The organism is Phyllobacterium sp. MT110 (assembly GCF_058792715.1).
Genome location: NZ_JBXAFE010000001.1, coordinates 1,643,731 through 1,663,026, shown reverse-complemented (window position 1 = coordinate 1,663,026; position 19,296 = coordinate 1,643,731). Strand labels below are relative to the sequence as shown.

Annotated in this window: 23 protein-coding genes; 8 read left to right on the top strand and 15 right to left on the bottom strand. The window is 61.1% G+C overall.

The features are described from left to right. Positions 1–5 precede the first annotated feature (5 nt). From AC1Q5O_RS08600 to AC1Q5O_RS08590, 3 genes are read right to left on the bottom strand one after another with little or no spacing between them, the layout of a single operon-like run. Positions 6–710 (bottom strand): TIGR02281 family clan AA aspartic protease, encoded by a 705-nt coding sequence (locus tag AC1Q5O_RS08600; RefSeq protein WP_223612884.1) that lies wholly within the window; start codon positions 708–710, stop codon positions 6–8. Then, complete coding sequence (locus tag AC1Q5O_RS08595; protein ID WP_223612885.1) at positions 710–943, bottom strand: DUF1289 domain-containing protein; 234 nt, start codon at positions 941–943, stop codon at positions 710–712. The genes AC1Q5O_RS08600 and AC1Q5O_RS08595 overlap by 1 nt, the downstream gene beginning before the upstream one ends. An 18-nt stretch (positions 944–961) precedes the next feature. Next, positions 962–1,735 (bottom strand): adenosylcobinamide-GDP ribazoletransferase, encoded by a 774-nt coding sequence (locus AC1Q5O_RS08590; protein ID WP_464661079.1) that lies wholly within the window; start codon positions 1,733–1,735, stop codon positions 962–964. Between the two features lie 134 nt (positions 1,736–1,869). Between AC1Q5O_RS08590 and cobT the strand changes: the two genes are divergently transcribed. Then, the gene (gene cobT / locus AC1Q5O_RS08585) at positions 1,870–2,889 is read left to right on the top strand and encodes a nicotinate-nucleotide--dimethylbenzimidazole phosphoribosyltransferase (RefSeq protein ID WP_492563119.1); all 1,020 of its coding nucleotides are present in this window, start codon (positions 1,870–1,872) and stop codon (positions 2,887–2,889) included. 27 nt (positions 2,890–2,916) lie between these two features. Here the strand turns inward: cobT and AC1Q5O_RS08580 are convergent, their stop codons facing one another. Further along, positions 2,917–3,351, bottom strand: a complete 435-nt coding sequence (locus tag AC1Q5O_RS08580; RefSeq protein WP_492562401.1) for a MarR family winged helix-turn-helix transcriptional regulator — start codon at positions 3,349–3,351, stop codon at positions 2,917–2,919. A gap of 99 nt (positions 3,352–3,450) precedes the next feature. Between AC1Q5O_RS08580 and AC1Q5O_RS08575 the strand changes: the two genes are divergently transcribed. After that, positions 3,451–3,804 carry a hypothetical protein gene (locus AC1Q5O_RS08575; RefSeq protein WP_463012194.1) on the top strand — a complete coding sequence of 118 codons (354 nt, stop codon included), beginning with the start codon at positions 3,451–3,453 and terminating at the stop codon, positions 3,802–3,804. A gap of 55 nt (positions 3,805–3,859) precedes the next feature. Here the strand turns inward: AC1Q5O_RS08575 and AC1Q5O_RS08570 are convergent, their stop codons facing one another. Together AC1Q5O_RS08570 and AC1Q5O_RS08565 are read right to left on the bottom strand one after the other, a co-directional pair. Further along, on the bottom strand, positions 3,860–4,306 hold the full coding sequence (locus tag AC1Q5O_RS08570; RefSeq protein WP_492562400.1) for a DoxX family protein: 447 nt from the start codon (positions 4,304–4,306) through the stop codon (positions 3,860–3,862). Positions 4,307–4,396: 90 nt separating this feature from the next. Next, positions 4,397–5,920: a sensor histidine kinase gene (locus AC1Q5O_RS08565; protein ID WP_492562399.1), complete on the bottom strand. Its 1,524-nt coding sequence runs from the start codon at positions 5,918–5,920 to the stop codon at positions 4,397–4,399. A 134-nt stretch (positions 5,921–6,054) separates the two neighbouring features. Here AC1Q5O_RS08565 and AC1Q5O_RS08560 point away from each other — a divergent pair, with 134 nt between their 5' ends. From AC1Q5O_RS08560 to AC1Q5O_RS08545, 4 genes are all read left to right on the top strand, one after another. After that, on the top strand, positions 6,055–6,705 hold the full coding sequence (locus AC1Q5O_RS08560; RefSeq protein ID WP_492562398.1) for a thermonuclease family protein: 651 nt from the start codon (positions 6,055–6,057) through the stop codon (positions 6,703–6,705). Further along, entirely contained in the window at positions 6,702–7,313 is a 612-nt protein-coding gene (locus tag AC1Q5O_RS08555) for a glutathione S-transferase family protein (protein WP_492562397.1), read from the top strand. Before AC1Q5O_RS08560 ends, AC1Q5O_RS08555 begins: the two co-directional genes overlap by 4 nt. Before the next feature lie 10 nt (positions 7,314–7,323). Continuing rightward, entirely contained in the window at positions 7,324–7,944 is a 621-nt protein-coding gene (locus tag AC1Q5O_RS08550) for a uracil-DNA glycosylase family protein (protein ID WP_472460852.1), read from the top strand. 110 nt (positions 7,945–8,054) lie between these two features. Beyond that, complete coding sequence (locus AC1Q5O_RS08545; protein ID WP_105732368.1) at positions 8,055–8,534, top strand: Lrp/AsnC family transcriptional regulator; 480 nt, start codon at positions 8,055–8,057, stop codon at positions 8,532–8,534. A gap of 31 nt (positions 8,535–8,565) precedes the next feature. Here AC1Q5O_RS08545 and AC1Q5O_RS08540 read toward each other — a convergent pair whose 3' ends face one another. Next, entirely contained in the window at positions 8,566–9,195 is a 630-nt protein-coding gene (locus AC1Q5O_RS08540) for a TetR/AcrR family transcriptional regulator (protein WP_492562396.1), read from the bottom strand. Between the two features lie 132 nt (positions 9,196–9,327). On the opposite strand from AC1Q5O_RS08540, the gene gap reads away from it, so the two are divergent. Next, the gene (gene gap / locus AC1Q5O_RS08535) at positions 9,328–10,335 is read left to right on the top strand and encodes a type I glyceraldehyde-3-phosphate dehydrogenase (protein ID WP_492562395.1); all 1,008 of its coding nucleotides are present in this window, start codon (positions 9,328–9,330) and stop codon (positions 10,333–10,335) included. 50 nt (positions 10,336–10,385) lie between these two features. Here the strand turns inward: gap and AC1Q5O_RS08530 are convergent, their stop codons facing one another. Next, positions 10,386–11,255: an NAD(P)-dependent oxidoreductase gene (locus tag AC1Q5O_RS08530; RefSeq protein WP_472460856.1), complete on the bottom strand. Its 870-nt coding sequence runs from the start codon at positions 11,253–11,255 to the stop codon at positions 10,386–10,388. Between the two features lie 61 nt (positions 11,256–11,316). Between AC1Q5O_RS08530 and AC1Q5O_RS08525 the strand changes: the two genes are divergently transcribed. Further along, on the top strand, positions 11,317–13,773 hold the full coding sequence (locus AC1Q5O_RS08525; protein ID WP_492562394.1) for a penicillin acylase family protein: 2,457 nt from the start codon (positions 11,317–11,319) through the stop codon (positions 13,771–13,773). Positions 13,774–13,778: 5 nt separating this feature from the next. Here AC1Q5O_RS08525 and AC1Q5O_RS08520 read toward each other — a convergent pair whose 3' ends face one another. The 7 genes from AC1Q5O_RS08520 to AC1Q5O_RS08490 all read right to left on the bottom strand — a co-directional run bounded on the left by AC1Q5O_RS08520 (position 13,779) and on the right by AC1Q5O_RS08490 (position 19,237). Next, positions 13,779–14,399: a glutathione S-transferase family protein gene (locus tag AC1Q5O_RS08520; RefSeq protein ID WP_492562393.1), complete on the bottom strand. Its 621-nt coding sequence runs from the start codon at positions 14,397–14,399 to the stop codon at positions 13,779–13,781. Between the two features lie 26 nt (positions 14,400–14,425). After that, a complete protein-coding gene (locus AC1Q5O_RS08515; RefSeq protein WP_346305437.1) occupies positions 14,426–15,262 on the bottom strand; it encodes an ABC transporter permease in 837 nt (278 codons plus the stop codon). Further along, positions 15,259–15,969 (bottom strand): ABC transporter permease, encoded by a 711-nt coding sequence (locus tag AC1Q5O_RS08510; protein ID WP_346305436.1) that lies wholly within the window; start codon positions 15,967–15,969, stop codon positions 15,259–15,261. The genes AC1Q5O_RS08515 and AC1Q5O_RS08510 overlap by 4 nt, the downstream gene beginning before the upstream one ends. A 156-nt stretch (positions 15,970–16,125) precedes the next feature. After that, a complete protein-coding gene (locus AC1Q5O_RS08505) occupies positions 16,126–16,917 on the bottom strand; it encodes an ABC transporter substrate-binding protein (protein WP_223612901.1) in 792 nt (263 codons plus the stop codon). 233 nt (positions 16,918–17,150) lie between these two features. Beyond that, a complete protein-coding gene (mobB, locus tag AC1Q5O_RS08500) occupies positions 17,151–17,660 on the bottom strand; it encodes a molybdopterin-guanine dinucleotide biosynthesis protein B (protein WP_223612902.1) in 510 nt (169 codons plus the stop codon). Then, positions 17,657–18,304, bottom strand: coding sequence for a molybdenum cofactor guanylyltransferase MobA (gene mobA, locus AC1Q5O_RS08495; RefSeq protein ID WP_492562392.1), 648 nt, complete (start codon positions 18,302–18,304; stop codon positions 17,657–17,659). Before mobA ends, mobB begins: the two co-directional genes overlap by 4 nt. A gap of 3 nt (positions 18,305–18,307) precedes the next feature. Next, a complete protein-coding gene (locus AC1Q5O_RS08490) occupies positions 18,308–19,237 on the bottom strand; it encodes a DMT family transporter (RefSeq protein WP_492562391.1) in 930 nt (309 codons plus the stop codon). Positions 19,238–19,296 lie beyond the last annotated feature (59 nt).

Sequence of the window (19,296 nt, the reverse complement as noted above, 5' to 3'; positions counted from 1 at the left end):
ACCGTCTAATCCGACAGGATCAGGCGATCGCCGCGCACGGAAAAACCGCTGAGGGTGTTGAGGAAATTCATGCCGAGCAGGCTGCCGTCCATGCGGCCCTCCTGCGCGACCATGGCACGGATGTTGCGCCGGAGGATGGCGCCGATCCTGATTTCATCCAGCATCACGATCGCGGCAGTGGCTGCGCCGTTCGCCGTCATGATCGGCGTCCTGTAGGCCAGCTTGTCCGGATTGAGGCCCGCCCGCCGCGCATCGTCATAGGAGAGCACGATGGACGATGCGCCGGTATCGACCATGAAGCCGATCGAGGCATTGTTGACCGAGCCCTTGACCTCGAAGTGACCGTTTTCCGCCTTGGCCAGCGTTACTGTCACGCCGCCATCGCCATCCCTTGCGGAAATCGGGCTGCCGGGAACGAGCCCCGCCGTGACGCGGTGACCGATGTCCTGCAGTTCATAGCGATACTGGTAACCGGCAACCAGAGCCATCAGAATAACCAGCCACATCGCCATGTTGCGCAGGAAGTGGCTGAGCGGGATGCCGGAACCGAGCAGGCCTGCCGCAATCACGATGCCCCAGATGCTCATATAGGCAAGGCGCGCGAACTGGTCATTGGCCAGACCCAGCGTCGTGCCGCTGCCATTGTTGGCGATGAGGAGGAGGGTTGTTCCGGCGATGAGGGCGACGATGATCCAGAACAGGCGGGGCATCAGATCTCCTGTTCCTTTTCGCGGGCCATGCGGGTGCGCCGGGTTTCGCGGCGCGGGCGGCGTTCGATGCTGTCGAGACGGGCGGCAAGGCCGGCCATGATCGTCCGGCGATTGTCCGGCGTCATCGTCAGCCACGCCCCGATTTCCTCGCGCGTGCGCCCGCAGCCGAAACAATAGCCGGTCTTCATATCGATGGCGCAGACGAGGATGCAGGGTGACTCGATGGTGCTCATATCCCAGATTTGGTACAGTTAGACCGCAATCACAAGCCCGAGCAAAAGCGAAATCGTTGCCAGTTGCTGCATGGCGCCCAATGTATCGCCGGTCTGCCCGCCGATTTTGTCGCGGCAGAGGGCTGCAAAGCCATAAAACACCAATCCCGCCAGACAGGCGGGTACGATCACGGCAAAAGGTCCCCCGGCTGCGCCATAGCCGATCACGAGGATGACCGCGCCGATGATCAGGCTGAAATTGGCGGCGTCTTCCGTCGGCGTGCCCGCGCTGTCGGCAACGCCACCGGAGCGGGCGGAAGGAAGCATCTGCCAGAATTTGACCAGGACGGCCCGGCTTGCCGCCTCTGTCGCCACGAGAACGGCGATGGAGGCAATGGGGCTGAGATCGCTGAGAATGTCCATGTAGAAGGCAATGCGCAGCAGTACGGAGAGGATCAGCGCCAGCGTTCCGTAGGAGCCGATGGCCGAATCCTTCATGATCTCAAGCCGCCGCGCGCTGGTTTTCCCGCCGTAGAAGCCGTCGGCAGCGTCGGCAAGGCCGTCCTCGTGCAGGGCGCCGGTGACAATGATCGAGGTGGTGACCAGCAGCAGCGCGGTCACGAATTCCGGCAGGTCGAGGGTGTGTCCGACAAGGATGACCACCGCGGCGGGCACGGCGATCAAGATGCCCGCGAGCGGAAAGCCGCGCACCGTGTCGTGCAGCGAGCCCTGATAATCCTCGAACCATTGCGGCGATACCGGCCAGCGCGACAGAAAGGCCAGCGCGCGCATCGTTTCCTTCAGCAGTTCCATGACCTGTTCCCGTTCAGCAAAGCCGGCGGCCCGGGGCGCGACATTCAATGCCGCCCGATGGCCTTTGCGTTTTGTCTGCCAAAGCTTATAGGACGTGCATCGATAATTTGCCATGAAGACTTGGTTCAAGGAACATCATGACCACTGGCCTGCCATTTGACGATTTCCGCACTCTCATCGAAACCCTGCCCGGACCGGACGAGACCGCTGTCGCCGCCGTGCGCAAGCGCGATTCGACGCTGACCAAGCCGCCGGGCGCGCTCGGCCGCATGGAAGAGATCGTCGAGTGGCTGGCCGCCTGGACAGGCCGTTCGCGTCCGCAGGTGACGCGGCCGCTGGTCGCGGTTTTCGCCGGCAATCACGGCGTCACCGCCAAGGGTGTTTCGCCCTATCCGTCATCGGTGACGGCGCAGATGGTGGAAAATTTCGCGGCGGGCGGCGCCGCGATCAACCAGATCTGCATCGCCAATGATCTCGGCCTGAAAATCTTCGATCTGGCGCTGGAATATCCCACCGCCGACATCACCGAAGAAGCGGCCATGGACGAAAAGACCTGTGCCGCCACCATGGCTTTCGGCATGGAATCCATCGCGGGTGGCACGGATCTTCTGTGTATCGGCGAGATGGGTATCGGCAACACCACCATTGCGGCGGCGATTTTCCACGCCCTCTATGGCGGAACGGCGGAGGAATGGGTCGGACCCGGTACGGGTGCGACCAGTGACGGCATGAAGCGCAAGGCCGATGCGGTGCGCACGGCGGTGGCGCTGCATGGCTCACACCTGAAGGATCCGCTGGAGGTGCTGCGCCGTCTGGGCGGGCGCGAGATCGCGGCGATGGCGGGCGCCATCCTGGCGACGCGCGTTGAACGAATTCCCGTCATCATCGACGGCTATGTCGCGACCTCGGCCGCCGCGATCCTGCATGCGGCCAACCCGGAAGCCATCGATCATTGCCTGTTCGGCCATGTCTCGGCGGAACCCGGCCACCGCAAGGTTCTGGAAAAGCTGGGCAAGAAGCCATTGCTCGACCTTGGCATGCGGCTGGGCGAGGGCACCGGTGCGGCGCTCGCCGCCGGTATCGTCAAGGCGGCGGCGCTCTGCCACAGCGGTATGGCGACATTCGACCAGGCAGGCGTCAGCAACCGGGACTGAGATTTTTGCGCAGCAGCCCCCGGCCAATCATCCGGGGGCTGGATTGGCGTTGCCGGCCAGCCGCTCCAGCAAATCCCGCACCATGTCCAGCTCCGCTTCCGTAAAGCCGGAGCGCAGCCGCGCGTCGTAGGCCATGGCGACACGCCGCAGGCGATGAAACATTGCGCGCCCGCCATCGGTTAGCTCGATCCGGTGGATACGCCGGTTGTCCGGTTCCCTTTTGCGCAGCAAAAGACCTGCATCCTCCATGCCATTCAAGTGATGCGTCAGGGTCGGGCCCTGGATGCCGACCTCATCGGCCAGTTCCGCTTGCATCCGGTGGCCGCCGCGCATCAGCGCCAGCAGGATAAGCCAGACCGATACGGAGCCGCCCTCGACGGCCAGAGCATCATCGAAGGCACGGCTGACAGCTTTGGCCGTGCGCGCGAGCAGCAATCCGATGGGTGGGTGTACGGGTTCCATCATATTCCTTTGACATCGAACAGTTAGATATCTATGTATTATCCGATCGTATCGATCAAGATACCAATTCGCGTCAATACGCCAACAGGGAGGTTCATCATGCCAGTCTTTCTGATGATTTTGCTCGCCATTCACGTCTTGTCATCAATATTCTGGGCGGGATCGACGTTTACGCTTGCCCGGACGGGCGGTGCGGGAAGCCAGCAGTTCTTTCGGCCGCAAATGGGGGCGGCGACCGTGGCCTTTCTGAGCGGTGCCACGCTGATGGGGCTTTACCACGGCAGCTGGCTGTCGGGCTCCGAGACGGTTCTCGGGATCGGCATAGTCACCGCCATCGCCGCAGCGGGGGTGCAGGGTGCGTTGCGGAAAAAACCGGAGATATCCCACCGCATCGCAGCGGGTCTGCTGGCGGTCACCGCCGTCTGCATGGTGATCGCCCGATTTGCTGCCTGAGCGGGCAAAGTGATACCGCCTGCACGCGGGGCGCGTGCCGGCGGTGCAATGCTTGCTAGAATTCCTTGCCGATTTTTGCGTCGACCGAATGATTGCTGGCGCCGCGGATGACAAAGAAGAACAGGATCGCCGCCCACAGGATGGATTTTTCCGAACCTGCCCAGCCCTGACCCTGCGCGATCCAGTGGAAATAGATCGTCACGGCCAGCACGATGGTGGTGGCAAAGGCTGCCGGGCGCGTCAGGAAGCCGAGCGCCAGCAGGATGCCGCCGAAAAACTCCGTTGCCGCCAACAGCGGCGACCAGAACACGCCGGGATAAAAGCCCAGGCCCTCGACCATTTCGATGGCGCCGAACGGGTTGGCGATCTTGCCCGCGCCATGCACGACAAGTGCACCGCCGGCAATGACGCGCAGAAGCGTTTCCGAAAATTGTGCGAGGCCGGTGTAGATGCCGCCAAGGGCCGGAATGATCAGAGGACGGTTGTTTCCATTTGCGTTCATGAAGCTTCCCCATATGAACCTGTTGCAATGGGCCAGCAATGGCGGGGTGCCGCATAACGCGCAAATGACAATAAATTGAACCTGAGTGTTCTAGGCAACTTTTTTGGCGGCGGCGGATTTCGTGGCGGAATCCATATTTTGCAGGACCCGCGCACGCGGGAAAACCGCAAGCGCTTCCGTGCCTTCGCGCAATTTGGAGAAGAGGTGGAACTCGCCGTCATGCATGTGCACGAGGGCCTGCACGATGGGCAGGCCAAGGCCCGTGCCCTGTTCGGCGTTCTTGATGGCGATGGAGCCCTGGCCGAAGGCGGACAGGACCACCGGGATTTCCTCCGGCGGGATGCCCGGGCCATTGTCGCGCACCGAGACATACTGCCCGCCGCCCGCCGTCCAGCCGACCTTGATGTCGATGCGGCCGTTCTGCGGAGTGAACTTTACCGCATTGGCCAAAAGGTTGAGGACGATCTGCCGTATGGAGCGCTCGTCGGCCTGCATCGGCCACATGCCGGTTTCGAACTGGGGCAGCAGCCGTATCCCCTTGTTGCGGGCCTTCAGATCCATCATGTGGATGCATTCTTCGGCGATATCGGTCAGCAGCAGCGGCTCTTCGTTGATGGAGTAGCGCCCGGCTTCGATCCGGCTCAGATCGAGGATCTCGTTGATGAGGTTGAGCAGATGGACGCCGGAGGCATGGATATCCCCGGCATATTCGCGATAGGTGCTGTTCTGTATCGGCCCGAGCACTTCCTTGGCCATGACTTCGGAAAAGCCGAGGATGGCGTTGAGCGGCGTGCGCAGCTCGTGGCTCATGGAGGCGAGAAAACGGGATTTGGCCAGATTGGCTTCCTCGGCGCGGCGGCGGCCTTCGTCGGACATGGCGTTGGCCGTTTCCAGCTCGGCGATCAGGGCATCCTTCTCCGCCTGCAGGGCAAGGGAGACGGATACCGAGCGGTTAAGCCGCGTCGCCACGAGGTAGAAGAAGGCCAGCCCGGCAAACAGCATGATGACCATCGTCGCCTGTATCGGGCTCTGCAGATGGCTGGTGGCGAGGATCGTGTAGGTGATGACCGGCACGGTGAATGCCGCGAGGATGGCCGCGCGCAGGGCCGAACAGATGATGGCGGTAATCGCCATGGCCAGGATCAGGACAACCGCCTGAATGACCGGGAACAGGCTGATGCCGCAGGTGGCGCAGCTCAGAAAGGAAAAATACGCCCATCCCATGCTGGTGAGAAAATGGCCGCCGAGATAGATGATCTGCCAGTTCTTGACCTGTTCGTTGGTGATGCCGATTTTTTCCAGGCGGCGGGCGAGAAGGCCGAGCACCATATAGAGGCCGATCGTGATGCCGGCCCAGACGACCATGTCCCGGCCAAATCCGGCGAGGACGCCGGCCACGGCGATCAGGGCGATGAACAGCGGCAGCATTGCCGCGTTGACGATCAGCGCGCGGGTGTGCATGAACAGCAGTTCACGTTCGAAGTGCCTGATGCCGGCATGTTCCATCAGACGGTCGCGGGCGCGGCGAACCACAACGGACAAATCCTTGTTGCGCGGCAGTTTTCGCCGGTCAACAATGTTTTTGTCTGCACTGATTGCGTCGAGTAATGCCATGCGCCCCGTTCCAGATCGCCGTTTTGTCTGCACTCCGGCAGCATTGCATCGCAAGCCTATTCATAAATGATTAAAAGACTTTCAAATCTGCCCAATCGGCGAGGAGAATCAACCGGCATGGATGGTACGTCGCAATGAACGGGCGGTTTGGCCGTTATCGCCGGCGGTGGCAGCGTCCTGCGGCGGCGCCGCGTTCGCTCGCCAGGAAACTGGCCGACTATCTGCTCATGCTGGTGTTCTTCGCTCTGGTTGCGCTGCTGGCGGCACGGTTGTCGGTGCCGCGCGAGGTGCGGGAGATAACGGGCAAGGCCTATGTCATCGATGGCGATACGGTGGTCGTGACGGGGCAGCATGTCCGCCTCAAGGGGATCGATGCGCCGGAACTCGCCCAGCATTGCGGCGGAGGGCAGGGCGACTATGCCTGCGGGCAGGAGGCGCGGCAGGCGCTGGTCCGGCTAATCGATGGCCGGCCGGTCCGCTGTGAAACGAGCGGGCGGGACAAGTACAAGCGCGATCTCGGTACCTGTTTTGCAGGCGATGCCGATCTCAACCGCGCCATGGTCGAGACCGGGCAGGCCGTCGCCTATGGCGACTACCGCGACGCGGAAATGCAGGCGCGGACGGAACGAAAGGGGCTGTGGAAAAGTTCTTTCGACAGGCCGCAGGATTGGCGGAAGCTGCGCCAGCAGGACGCTGAAACAGCACCGGAGGCGCGGAACCGGCTGGCCGATATCGTCAATGGCGTCTATGACTGGGTGCGTCAGAAACTGGGAGAGATCTGGTGAAACTATATGATGGAGGACGGGCGCCAAACCCGCGGCGCGTGCGCATATTTTTGGCGGAGAAGGGTGTCGAGGTGCCGCTCGTGCCTGTCGACATGGGGGCAATGGGGCATCGCTCGGCCGAAGTGACCGCGCTCAATCCCATGCAGCGCCTGCCCGTGCTTGAACTCAATGACGGAACTGTTATCACCGAGTCCGTGGCGATCTTCCGCTATTTCGAGGAAATCTACCCCGAACCCGCCCTGTTCGGCCGGGGTGCGGTTGGCAAGGCGCTGGTGGAAATGTGGCAGCGGCGGGTCGAACTGCACCTGTTTGCATGTGTGGCTGCTGCCTTCCGCCATATCCACCCGGCGATGGTTGAATGGGAGGTGCCGCAAATTCCCGCATGGGGCGAGGCAAACAAGCCAAAGGCCGTGGCATTCCTGGATATTCTCGACACGCAGCTTGCAACCAACGCCTTCATCGCGGGCGACGACTATTCCATCGCCGATATTACCGGGCTCGTGGCCATCGACTTCTTCAAGCCTGCCCGGATCGAGATGCCCGGCCATGTCACGCATGTGAAGCGCTGGTACGACGCGGTTGCAAGCCGGCCGAGTGCCAAGGCATGAGGCGCTGACCATGCCAGCCCCGGCGCTTGACGTCCTGGCCGCGCAGATCAAGGCATGCCGCCTGTGCCGGGATGCGCCACATTATCTGCCGCCTTTGCCGCATGAGCCCAATCCGGTCTGCGTGCTGTCGCAGACCGCGCGCATCGTCATCTGCGGGCAGGCGCCCGGCATCCGCGTTCACAACAGCGGCCTGCCGTTCAACGACCCGTCTGGCGACCGGCTGCGCGACTGGCTCGGGGTTGATCGCACTGCATTTTACGATCCGGACAAATTTGCCATCGTGCCGATGGGATTCTGTTTCCCCGGCTATGATGCGCATGGCGGCGACCTGCCGCCGCGCAGGGAGTGCCGTCACATCTGGCACGACCAGGTTTTCGCCGCCATGCGCCAAGTCGAGCTTATCCTGACAATCGGCCAGTATGCGCAGGCCTACCATCTGGGAAAGCGCCGCCGTGCGAGCATGACCGATACGGTCTTTCACTGGCAGGATTATTTCGATGCGGCGTCCGGACCCTCGATTCTGCCTCTGCCGCACCCGTCCTGGCGCAACAGCGGCTGGCTGCGCCGGAATCCATGGTTCGAGCAGAACGTTCTCCCTGTGCTCCGGCAGAAGGTCAGGATTCTAATTTGACTGGTTTACGGATGAAATTTTTTTCAGATTTATAAAGTTTAGAATATTTTTCTTGTACGGTGGGGGAATTACGGACCATAAAGTATCCCATTCCAAAGGGACAAGAGATCATGGACAGACTCGACCGAAAAATTCTTCGCCTCCTGCAGGAGGATGCAACGCTTGCGGTGGCTGATGTCGCCAAGAAGGTAGGGTTGTCGACGACGCCGTGCTGGCGCCGTATCCAGAAACTGGAAGAGGATGGCGTGATCCAGCGCCGTGTTGCCATCCTTGATCCTGTCCGCGTCAATACGCGTGTCACGGTGTTCGTGTCGATCCGCACCGGGGCGCACAACAATGAATGGCTGAAGCGTTTTTCCGAAGTGGTGCAGGAATTTCCCGAAGTGGTCGAGTTCTACCGCATGAGCGGCGATGTCGATTATCTCCTGCGGGTCGTCGTGCCTGATATTGCCGCCTATGATGCCGTGTACAAGCGCCTGATCGCCAAGATCGACATTCGCGACGTGTCCTCGGCCTTCGCCATGGAGCAGATCAAGTACACGACGGAACTGCCGCTTGATTACATGAGCATCGAAAAGGAATCGGCCTGATCGCTGCGGGCGTTCAGACCCGCCATGGCGCCTACGGCGCCGTGGTCGCGCCTGCGGCCTTGAGGATCAGTGCAATACTATTGCGCGCGATGCGCTCAAGGTCGGCCCGGGCCGTACCGGCACGGGCGCGCTGCGCAAGGCTGTGCTGCAGGGCGGCAAGCATGTCGGCGACGGCATCGATGTCGGTTGCGGGCGGCAGTTGGGCGTCATCGCGCGCCGCCGCGATCCGCTCGCGGAAGCGCGCGTCCGTGCGTCCGAGCGCGGCAAACAGTTCGGCGCCGATCAATGGGTCGGCTGTCGCCTCGCCGGTGATGACGCTGAGCACGGGGCAACCGAGCGGGCGGTCGTCCCCTTCCGAATAGATGGCAACAATCATCAAAAAATAGTCATTGAGCGCCTTTGCCAGCGAGGGTTCGCCGAAGAGGGCGCGGTTCCAGCGCTCGGCACTGTCCTCGGCGTAATGGGCGACGGCCTGCAGGTAGATCGCGCGCTTGTTGCCGAAGGCGGCATAAAGGCTCGGCCGTGCCATTTTCGTCGCCTCCGACAGGTGGTCGAGCGATGTGGCGGTGTAGCCGCGACGCCGGAATTCGAGGAGTGCGGCACCGAGCGCAGCCTTGGCATCGTATTGGCGCGGACGGCCGCGGGTGGGTTGTTCTTTCATTTTTGTACCGTATCGCAATAAATTCGTTGCAAAAATTTTTATGCGAAGTAGTCTAAAATTCAGCGGCACGGAAAGCAATCCCTCTCGAAGATGAGGCGCGCCATTTCTCCGCCTGGACAAAAAGGACAATCGATGACTGACAAAATCCGTATCGGCATCAACGGGTTCGGCCGCATTGGCCGGACGGTTCTGCGGGCCGCGATGGCGCGCAACGACGTCGAGATCGTGGCGATCAACGACCTGCTGCCAACCGATCATCTCGCTTATCTCCTCAAATATGACAGCGTGCATGGCGGTTTCCGGGGCAGCATAAGTGCGGCAGACGGCGCGCTCGATATCAATGGCCGCAGGGTCAGGGCCTTCAGCGAACGGGAGCCGGGCGCAATCGGTTGGGGCGAGGCGGGTGTCGATGTGGTCATCGAGGCGACCGGCCGCTTCCTGACGCAGGCGGCAGCGGAAGGGCACCTTTCCGCCGGCGCCGGCAAGGTCCTGCTCTCGGCGCCGCCGGAGGACGACACGCCGGTCTTCGTCATGGGCGTCAACGCAGACGGCTATGCCGGTCAGAGCATTGTCTCGAACGCCTCGTGCACGACCAATTGTGTCGCGCCGCTCGCCAAGGCGGTGAATGACGCTTTCGGCCTCGAAGAAGCACTGATGCTGACGGTTCACGCCACAACGTCGAGCCAGAACACGGTCGACGGCGTGGCACGCAAGGACTGGCGTTTCGGGCGCGGTATCCTCGAGAACATCATCCCGGCGACAACCGGCGCGGCGCGCATGGTCGGCAAGGTGGTGCCTGAATTGAATGGACGGATCAACGGCATGGCGGTGCGCGTGCCGGTGTCTGACGTATCGATGATCGATCTCACATGCCGTCTCAGGGAAAACGTGTCCTACAAGGACATCTGCGCGATGATCCGCACGCAGGCGGCCAACGCGATGGCCGGAATTCTCGCCTATTGCGACGAACCCGTCGTCTCAACCGACATGCGCGGCAATCCGCATTCGTCGATCTTCGACGCGCTCGCCGGCATGCAGATTGAAGGCGGGTTGACCAAGCTCGTTGCCTGGTACGACAACGAATGGGGCTATGCCTGCCGTTGCCTTGACCTGGCGGCGCATATTTCGCGCGCCCGGTAGGCGCTGCTGGGGAACCGGCCCGATCGTCTCAGGCCGATGTCCCGGCCGGGCTATTTCTCCAGCCGTGCCAGCAGGGATGACGTATCCCAGCGGTTCCCGCCCATGGTCTGCACCTGCTTGTAGAACTGGTCGACCAATGCCGTGACGGGCAGTTGTGCGCCGTTGCGGTCGGCCTCGTCGAGGCAGATGCCCAGGTCCTTGCGCATCCAGTCGACGGCAAAGCCGAAATCGTATTTTCCGGCGTTCATGGTCTTGTGGCGGTTTTCCATCTGCCACGAGCCTGCGGCGCCCTTGGAAATGACCTCGATGACCTTCTCGATATCAAGGCCAGCCTTCTTGCCGAAGTGAATGCCTTCGGCCAGCCCCTGCACCAGACCGGCAATGCAGATCTGGTTGATCATCTTGGTGAGTTGGCCCGCACCGGCGGGGCCCATGAGGCCGACCATTTTGGCAAAGGATTCGATGACCGGCTTTGCCCGGTCGAAGGCTTCCGATTCGCCGCCGACCATGACGGTCAGCACGCCGTTTTCGGCACCGGCCTGGCCGCCCGAGACCGGCGCGTCGAGAAAATGGAAGCCGCGCTTGCGCGCCTCCGCATCGAGTTCACGCGCCACTTCCGCCGACGCGGTGGTGTGATCGACGAAAATCGCGCCCTTCTTCATCGTATGAAAAGCACCGTTTTCGCCGATGGTGACAGCCCGCAGATCGTCATCATTTCCGACGCAGCAGAAGACAAAATCCTTATCCGCAGCGGCTTCTCCGGGGGTCGGTGCATGCTTGCCATGAAACGCATCAGCCCACTTTTTCGCCTTTTCGCCATTGCGGTTGAAGACGGTGACGTCATGGCCCCCACGAGTCTTCAGGTGACCCGCCATCGGGTAACCCATTACACCAAGACCGATAAATGTGACTGTTGCCATTCCGTAATTTCCTCTGTCAGATAGGCTATGTGTTCGAAGGATTGCGGGAGAGGTTAGGACAATGCGGCGGATCATCAAAGGCCTATTGTGGATTGTTTTTTCCCTCATTCCGCTCGCTCTGATCGCAGGAGGCGCCGGTTACGTCTGGCTGGCCCGCTCGGTGCCCCCGGCCACCGGCGAGATGGTGCTGACGGACCTTGCGGCGCCCGTCACGGTGACGCGGGACAAGAACGCGGTGCCGCATATCGTCGGCAGCAATGTCGAGGATGTCCTGACCGCCCTCGGCTTTGTCCACGCGCAGGAACGCCTGTGGCAGATGGAGGTCACCCGCATGGCCGGGCAGGGGCGCCTGTCAGAAATGTTCGGCGACAAGACCGTTTCCACGGACCGGTTTCTGCGCTCGCTCGGTGTTTACGAATCCGCCGTCGCGTCGGCCGCTTCGCTCGATCCGGCGGACCGCAAGCGCATCGATGCCTATGTGCGCGGCATCAACGCCTTCATCAACAGCAAGGGGCGCTCCTTCGCATCGAAATATTCGCCTGAATTTGTCGTCCTCGGCCACAAGCCGGATGAATGGACGGCTGCCGATGTGATCGTGACGCTGAAGATGATGTCCGTGACTTTGGCCGCCAATATCGATCAGGAAGTGTTGCGTCTCAAATTTGCCCGGCTGGGAATGACGGATGCGGAAATCACCGATCTCCTGCCGCCTGTGGCCGATGACGCACCGCCGCCGCTGCCGGACCTGAAGCAGCTTCTGGGCTTGCCAAGCGGACCGATCAGGACCGGCGCGTTGCAAGCCGAACAGCGGTTTGCCGCGCTCAATGCCGTCATGTCGACCGGCGCATCGAACAACTGGGTGGTGGGCGGGGCGAAAACCGAAACGGGCAAGCCCATCCTGGAGAACGATCCGCATCTCGGGCTGACGGCGCCTGCCGTCTGGTATCTGGCGCATCTGGAAGTGAAGAACGCCGATGGCAGCAGCAAGAATCTCGTCGGCGTGACGCTTCCGGGCGTGCCTTTGGTGCTGCTCGGGCGCAATGATCGCATTGCCTGGGGTTTCACCAATACCGGCTCCGACGTTCAGGATATTTTTGTCGAACGGATCAATCCGGCCAATCGGAATGAATATCAGACGCCAGAGGGCTTTGCGCCGTTCCGCAAGCAGCCTGTCACCATCAAGGTCAAGGGCGGCAGTGACGTGACCTTCGACCGGCTGGTCACGCGGCATGGGCCGGTGCTGCCTGCGGACTATCGTGGTCTTGATCATTATCTGCCTGACAACACGGTTGCAGCGCTGGCATGGACCGCACTTGCCGATGACGACAGAACCATATCGGCTGGCCTGAAACTCTGGGATTTTGCCAGTGTGGCCGATTTCCAGAACGGGATGCGCGATTTCGTCACGCCCATGCAATCGATTGTGATTGCCGATGTCGACGGCAATATCGGGCTGATCGCACCGGGCAGGGTGCCGGTCCGCGATCCGGCCAACCGGATCATGGGGCGTGCGCCGTCGCCGGGCTGGGATGCAACCTATGACTGGAAAGGCACCATTCCCTATGAGGAGCTGCCCCGCAGCTATAACCCTCCGGAAAATGTCATCGGCACGGCCAATACCAAGATGGTGGATGCAGCCTATCCGCATTTCCTGACATTCGACTGGGACGAGACATGGCGGTTCGACCGGATCAAGGCACTGATCTATGGCGCGGACCGGCAATCGATGGAGAGCAACCGCAAGGCGCAGGGCGATGCCTATTCCAACGCCTATGCGGTGCTGGGGCCGGTGATGCTCAAGCTGATCGAAGGACGAAAGGACATCGATCAGGCCGCGTTCAAGCAATTGACCCAATGGGATTATGTGGAGGACCGCAACCGCATCGAGCCCTTGCTGTTCAATGCCTGGCTGCGCGCGGCCACCAAACGCATTGTCGAGGATGATCTCGGCGAGGCGTTCCCAACCTACTGGCAGGTGCGGGTATCGGCGATGCTGCGCTGGCTTGGACCCAATCCGGCGCGCGACTGGTGTGATGACCGACGGACACCGGAGAAGGAAACCTGCGGCGACGTGCTTGCCCTGGCGCTGGCCGATGCCCTGAAGGATCTCGATGGCCGCCTCGGGGCGGACCGCTCGAAATGGAACTGGGGCGCGCTGCATTATGCCTATGGGGCGCACCGGCCGTTCGCGCAGGTCAGCCCGCTCGACCGCATCTTCAATGTGGATGTACCGGCCTCCGGCGGGGCTTTCACGCTCGACCGGGCCAAATCGCAGCTCACGGATGAAAGCAATCCGTACCGTGCCACGCATGGCAGCAGTTATCGCGGGTTGTTCGATCTGGCCGATCTCAACCGGTCGATCTATATCCAGACGACCGGCCAGTCCGGCAATGTGTTTTCAGCCAATTATCGCGATTTTGCGCAGAAATGGGCCGATACGCAGGGAATTACCATCCCGACGGACGAAAAGGCCTATCAGGACGGCTTGCTGGGGGTCTGGCGGTTGAAGCCGCAGTAAGTCTGTCAGGTGAGCGGCGTCATCACGGCCTTCCGGTAGGCCGGGCGGCTCTTGAGGCGGTCATACCATGCGAGCAGATGCGGGTGATCGGGGCGCTTGATCGGCATCTCGAACCACGCATAGGCAAAGCAGCCAAGCGGGATGTCGCCGACACCGAAGTCTGCACCGGAGAGATAGGGCTGGGAGGCCAGCGCCGCATCGGCAATGGCAAACATCGCGCCACATTCCGCCAGACCCTTGTCCCTGGCGGCGTGATCCTGCTGGTCCGGTGCGAGGCGCACGGTGTTCCAGAACACGTCGCGGAAGGGGATGGCGATGCTTGACGTTGCCCAATCCATCCATTTTTCCGCGCTGGCACGCGCCGCGGCATCTTCGATATGCAAGGTCGACTTGCCGTATTTCGCCGCGAGATAGCGCACGATCGTGTTGCTCTCCCAGAGGGCGAAGCCGTCGTCTTCAATGGCGGGCACGCGGCTGTTGGGGTTGATGGCGCGATATTCCGGGCTGGCAACGATGCCATAGGCACCGCCAGCGGGAATATTTTCATAGGGAATGGACAGTTCTTCGGCCGCCCAAAGTGCCTTCTTGACATTGGTCGAGTTGCCGCGGCCCCAGATTTTCAGCATCGTTTGTTTCTTTTCGGTCAGTTGAATCAGCGTATCAGATGCCGGGTGATGCGGCGTTCCATCCAGTCCCAGATGTGACGCAGTATTTCCACCAGCAGCAGATAGATGATAGCGGCCCAGAGATAGGCCTGGAAATCGAAAGTCCGTGAATAGGCGAGTTTGGTGTAGCCCATGAGATCGTAGACGGTGATCAGGGCGACGATGGCCGATCCCTTGATCATCAGGATGACCTCGTTGCCGTAGGGGCGCAGGGCAACGATCAGCGCCTGCGGCAGGATGACCTTGCGGAATGTGACGAACTTGGAGATGCCGAGGGAGGCTGCGCCTTCCCATTGCCCGAGCGACACGCTCTGGATGGCACCCCGCAATATTTCCGCCTGATAGGCCGCCGTATTGAGCGCAAAGGCCAGGAAGCCGCAATACCAGGCTTCACGGAAGAACCACCACAGCCCGATTGTTTCGAGGAAGCCGCGAAACTCGCTGACGCCGTAATACATCAGGAAGACCTGGGCGATCAGCGGCGTGCCGCGGAAGAAATAGACGTAGCCGTAGGCGATCGCCGCGCCGATCTTGTTCTTGGTCATTCGGCCATAGGCCACGGGGACCGACAGGATGGCCCCGAAAATAATGGAGCTGAATACCAGCGTCAGGGTGGTGACCAGGCCCTGCCAGTATTTCGGGCCATAGGTCTGGATGAGAACGATATCCCAGGCGGCATAGAGATCGAGCAGGAGCCCTATGATCAGGGCGGCCCAGAACGCGACGAGCACATGGCCGATAATCCGCGTCCTGGTCCAGCGTTTCGCCGGTGCGGGCGGACGGCTTATCGCGGCTGTGCGGGCATTGAGGAAGCTTTCGGTCATCGCCGCACTCCGCTGGCTGTCGTGCGCCGTTCGATGGCATGGATCACGAAGGACGAGAGAATGGCGAGCACCAGATAGATCAGGCAGGCCGTACCGTAGAACAGGAAGGCATGTTTGGTGACGCGCGCCGCAACGCCGGTCTGGCGCAGGATATCCGCCAGTCCGATCGCGGACACCAGCGCCGTATCCTTGAGCAGGATCATCCACAGATTGGAAAGGCCGGGCAGGGCGACGCGGATCAGTTGCGGCAGGACCACTTTCCACATTGTCTGGCCGTAGGAGAGGCCGATGGCATAGCCGCCCTCATACTGGCCGCGCGGGATGGCGCGGAATGCGGAGAGAAAGACTTCGCTGGCGTAGGACGAAAACACGGCACCCATGGCGAACATGCCGGCCAGAAACGAGTTGATCTCGATGGTTCCGGAAAAACCCAGCAGGACGCCGAGCTTCTGGATGCCGATCTGTGCGCCGAAATAGACGAGAAACAGGGTGAGCAGCTCGGGCAAGCCACGAAAGATCGTGGTGTACATATTGGCAGCAAGCCGGATGGACGGTTCTTCGGCCTGTTTGCCGAGAGCGACGAAAAATCCGATGAGCAGTCCGACAGGCAATGTCGCAAGTGCAAGAGTGACAGTCACAAGAATGCCGCTTGCTATGCTCAGGCCCCAGCCGCCTTCACCAAATCCCAATAACGCAATTGAGCCCATAGGCTTCTTTCATTCTTTTGCAGGCCATTCCCCAGTGCCCGATTTTTCGGGCCGGCCCGTCATTTTTGAATTTAAAGTTCAGGTTCGAATTTGGAGTTCAGGAAGGGATGGCGGAACAGATCCGCCATCCCCCTTGGTCAATTCACAAGGCTAGAATCAATTTTCGGCGCCATAAACGTCAAGCTTGAAGTACTTGTCATTGATCTGCTTGTATTTGCCGTTCTTGCGGATCGCAGCGATGGCAGCGGAGAATTTGTCAGCAAGGGCCGTGTTGCCCTTCTTGACAGTGACGCCAGCGCCCGGACCGTGGATGACCGGATCCGGCGTGATCGTACCGAGGAGCTTGCAGCACTTGCCGGCATCGCTGTCGAGCCACTGGCCCAAAACGACGGAGTCGTCCATGGCAGCGTCGATGCGGCCATTGGCCAGATCGAGCTTATATTCGTCGGCGGTCGGATACATCTTGATGTCGGCGCCGCTGTATTTGGCTTCGGCAAAGTTGGAGTGGCTGGTCGATGCCTGCACGCCCAGTGTCTTGCCCTTCAGGGATTCCGGCGTGACGTCCTTCAGCTTGGAATCCTTCGGTACGGCAATGCCCGGAGGCGTGTTGTAGTACTTCTTGGAGAAATCGACCTTCTTCAGGCGCTCATCCGTGATGGACATGGATGCGATGATGGCATCGAACTTGCCGGCCTGCAGGGCGGGAATCATGCCATCCCAATCCTGGGTGACGAAGGTGCACTGCGCCTTCATCTCTTCGCAAAGCGCCTTGCCGATATCGATGTCAAAGCCTTCCAGCTTGCCGTCCGGCGTCAGGTTGTTGAAGGGCGGGTAGGCTCCCTCTGAAGCGATGGTCAGCTTCAGGGCGTCCTCTGCATGGGCCGCTCCCATGGACAATGCAAAGGCAACGGCAGCAACGCCGAGTGCGAGACGCTTGGTGATACGCATTATTCAACCTCTCTTTTGTGGCCCGGCTGTTCCCCTGTTCTTTTGGACAGCCTTCCGGGCAAGGTCGCAGTTTTTTCGCTGCTCCTGACCGGCGATATTCCCACTAGTTTTCTGATAAAAGCAACCGGGAATCTTTTACCGGGCGGCGATTCAGGACGGCAAAACCACATAATTGTTTGAGGATTATATTTTTCTTGCGCAGCGACCGCGCGAAACGTCATTTCCTGACCCGACTAGCGGGCAAGCCCCATCTCATGCTCGATAAAGTCGGCCAATCCTGTCGTGTTATCCAGGTCGAAGACGGGAATCTGCTCGTCCGTCACTGGAAAATCGCTGGCGATGGCGACGATGCCGGGATCATTTTGCGCCAGGCTCCCGCCGGGCCGTCCCTCCAGCCGCCGCGTCTCGATCTTCTTGTGGCCTTCGCGCTTGTAGCCCTCGACCAGAACGAGATCGCATGGGGCGAGCCGCGCGACAATCTCTTCGAGGGAAGGTTCCGCCTCATCCGCCAGTTCATGCATGAGCGCCCAGCGGCGGTCGGAAACAATGGCCACTTCTCCGGCGCCCGCTTTGCGGTGGCGGAAGGAATCCGTGCCTTCCTTGTCGATGTCGAAATCATGATGGGCGTGTTTGACGGTTGAAATCTTCCAGCCGCGCCGCGTCAGTTCCGTTACGAGCTTGACCGTCAGCGTTGTTTTGCCCGAGTTCTTCCAGCCGGTGATACCAAAGATGCGGTGGGTCATGACCATGTCTTCCAATCGCGTGATTCTGCAATCATCGACCGGGCCCGGCCGAGATCGTCCGGGCGATTGATATTGAAGAACGGATCGAATGAATCGCCTGATTGCGCCGTCATCAGCGGAAAATCCACCGTGCGGTGCGCGTGGTCTTCGATCCAGGTGCGGACCCGGCGGTTATGCGGATCGCGCAGCCATTGCTTCAGGGCGTCTTTCATCGCAACCGGCCAGAGCCCGAACACCGGGTGCCATGTCCCGTCGGAGACAGCGACGGCGATGTGATCCGGAGCATCGGCGATGGCCCCGCCAAGTCTGGAGGCGAGATCATGGGGAAAGAACGGCGTGTCCGTGGCGACAGTCAGGATATGGGTGAAGGGAAGCGCGCTGCCTGCCGCCCATTCCATGCCGGCAACGATACCGGCGAGAGGGCCCGCGAATCCCGAGATGCTGTCGGCGACAACGGGCAGGTGCAGATCGGCAAGGGGCGCAGGATCGCCATTGCTGTTGATGGCCAGGGTTTCCAGCTGAAGCGACAGGCGCGCGACGATGAAATCGATCAGCCGCGCTGTGCCGAACGGCAACAGCGCCTTGTCATGCCCGTCCATGCGGCTCGACCGGCCGCCGGCCAGAATGATCCCTGCAATGCGCACCGCTTACACTCCATCGGGCGAAGAACTGGCCGCCACAGCCGTTGCGGCGGGCAGCCTCCGTCCCACAATCCGCTCACGGTAAAGCGTATAGAGGCCGCTGCCAATAACGATCATCGCGCCGATGATCATGGGAAGATCGGGCAGGTCGCCGAAGAACAGGAAACCCAGGAGAATGGCCCAGACGAGGCTTGTGTAGCGGAACGGTGCGACAAAGGAAATCTCGCCCTCGCGCATGGCGAGAATGATGAAATGGTAGGCGACGATCACGCAGCAGGAGGCGAAGAACAGGAGGCCGGTGTTCAGCCAGGTCATCGGCGTCCAGCCACCCAGCGGGCCGATCAGGCCGATGCCGGCCAGCGATACGCCCGCCGATGTCAGGGCGGATATCATCAGCACCGGGATGGTTTTGGGCACGCGCCGCGTGGCGAGATCGCGCATCGCGGCGAAGATCACGGTTACGGCGATCAGCAGGACGTAGGGACTGACGCCCTCGTAACCCGGGCGAACAATGATGAGGACACCGCAGAAGCCGACGGCGATGGCGATCCAGCGCCGCCATCCCACGGGTTCGCCGAGGAACATCGCCGCACCCAGCGTGACGGCCAGCGGCAGGGCCTGGAGAATGGCCGAGGTGAGGGCGAGGGGAACATGAACAAGCGCGATGAGAAAACTTACGGTTCCCACGACTTCGCCGACGGCGCGCAGGATCGTCATGCGGTGCAGGGCATGGCGCAGCGGTATGAGCATGCCCTGCCGCCAGGCGAGCAGCAGGATGAGCGTGGTCGCCATCACGCCGCGCACCAGCATCACCTGCCCCATGTTCATATGCGCGCCAACCAGTTTGACCGTCGCGTCATTGAAGGTGAAACTGGCCATGCCGATGGCCATGTACAGGCTGCCGCGAAGATTGGGCGTAAGCGCCAAGGCGTTCATCCGAATGAGAGCAGGCGATTCTCCCCCGGAATCGCTCCGTTTGATATATCAAGCGGCGA

Coding starts and splice junctions, on each gene's coding strand:
- AC1Q5O_RS08600 (WP_223612884.1), bottom strand. CDS start 710: ATGCCCCGCCTGTTCTGGATCATCGTCGCCCTCATCGCCGGAACAACC.
- AC1Q5O_RS08595 (WP_223612885.1), bottom strand. CDS start 943: ATGAGCACCATCGAGTCACCCTGCATCCTCGTCTGCGCCATCGATATG.
- AC1Q5O_RS08590 (WP_464661079.1), bottom strand. CDS start 1,735: ATGGAACTGCTGAAGGAAACGATGCGCGCGCTGGCCTTTCTGTCGCGC.
- AC1Q5O_RS08580 (WP_492562401.1), bottom strand. CDS start 3,351: ATGGAACCCGTACACCCACCCATCGGATTGCTGCTCGCGCGCACGGCC.
- AC1Q5O_RS08575 (WP_463012194.1), top strand. CDS start 3,451: ATGCCAGTCTTTCTGATGATTTTGCTCGCCATTCACGTCTTGTCATCA.
- AC1Q5O_RS08570 (WP_492562400.1), bottom strand. CDS start 4,306: ATGAACGCAAATGGAAACAACCGTCCTCTGATCATTCCGGCCCTTGGC.
- AC1Q5O_RS08565 (WP_492562399.1), bottom strand. CDS start 5,920: ATGGCATTACTCGACGCAATCAGTGCAGACAAAAACATTGTTGACCGG.
- AC1Q5O_RS08560 (WP_492562398.1), top strand. CDS start 6,055: ATGAACGGGCGGTTTGGCCGTTATCGCCGGCGGTGGCAGCGTCCTGCG.
- AC1Q5O_RS08550 (WP_472460852.1), top strand. CDS start 7,324: ATGCCAGCCCCGGCGCTTGACGTCCTGGCCGCGCAGATCAAGGCATGC.
- AC1Q5O_RS08545 (WP_105732368.1), top strand. CDS start 8,055: ATGGACAGACTCGACCGAAAAATTCTTCGCCTCCTGCAGGAGGATGCA.
- AC1Q5O_RS08540 (WP_492562396.1), bottom strand. CDS start 9,195: ATGAAAGAACAACCCACCCGCGGCCGTCCGCGCCAATACGATGCCAAG.
- gap (WP_492562395.1), top strand. CDS start 9,328: ATGACTGACAAAATCCGTATCGGCATCAACGGGTTCGGCCGCATTGGC.
- AC1Q5O_RS08530 (WP_472460856.1), bottom strand. CDS start 11,255: ATGGCAACAGTCACATTTATCGGTCTTGGTGTAATGGGTTACCCGATG.
- AC1Q5O_RS08525 (WP_492562394.1), top strand. CDS start 11,317: ATGCGGCGGATCATCAAAGGCCTATTGTGGATTGTTTTTTCCCTCATT.
- AC1Q5O_RS08520 (WP_492562393.1), bottom strand. CDS start 14,399: ATGCTGAAAATCTGGGGCCGCGGCAACTCGACCAATGTCAAGAAGGCA.
- AC1Q5O_RS08515 (WP_346305437.1), bottom strand. CDS start 15,262: ATGACCGAAAGCTTCCTCAATGCCCGCACAGCCGCGATAAGCCGTCCG.
- AC1Q5O_RS08510 (WP_346305436.1), bottom strand. CDS start 15,969: ATGGGCTCAATTGCGTTATTGGGATTTGGTGAAGGCGGCTGGGGCCTG.
- AC1Q5O_RS08505 (WP_223612901.1), bottom strand. CDS start 16,917: ATGCGTATCACCAAGCGTCTCGCACTCGGCGTTGCTGCCGTTGCCTTT.
- mobB (WP_223612902.1), bottom strand. CDS start 17,660: ATGACCCACCGCATCTTTGGTATCACCGGCTGGAAGAACTCGGGCAAA.
- AC1Q5O_RS08490 (WP_492562391.1), bottom strand. CDS start 19,237: ATGAACGCCTTGGCGCTTACGCCCAATCTTCGCGGCAGCCTGTACATG.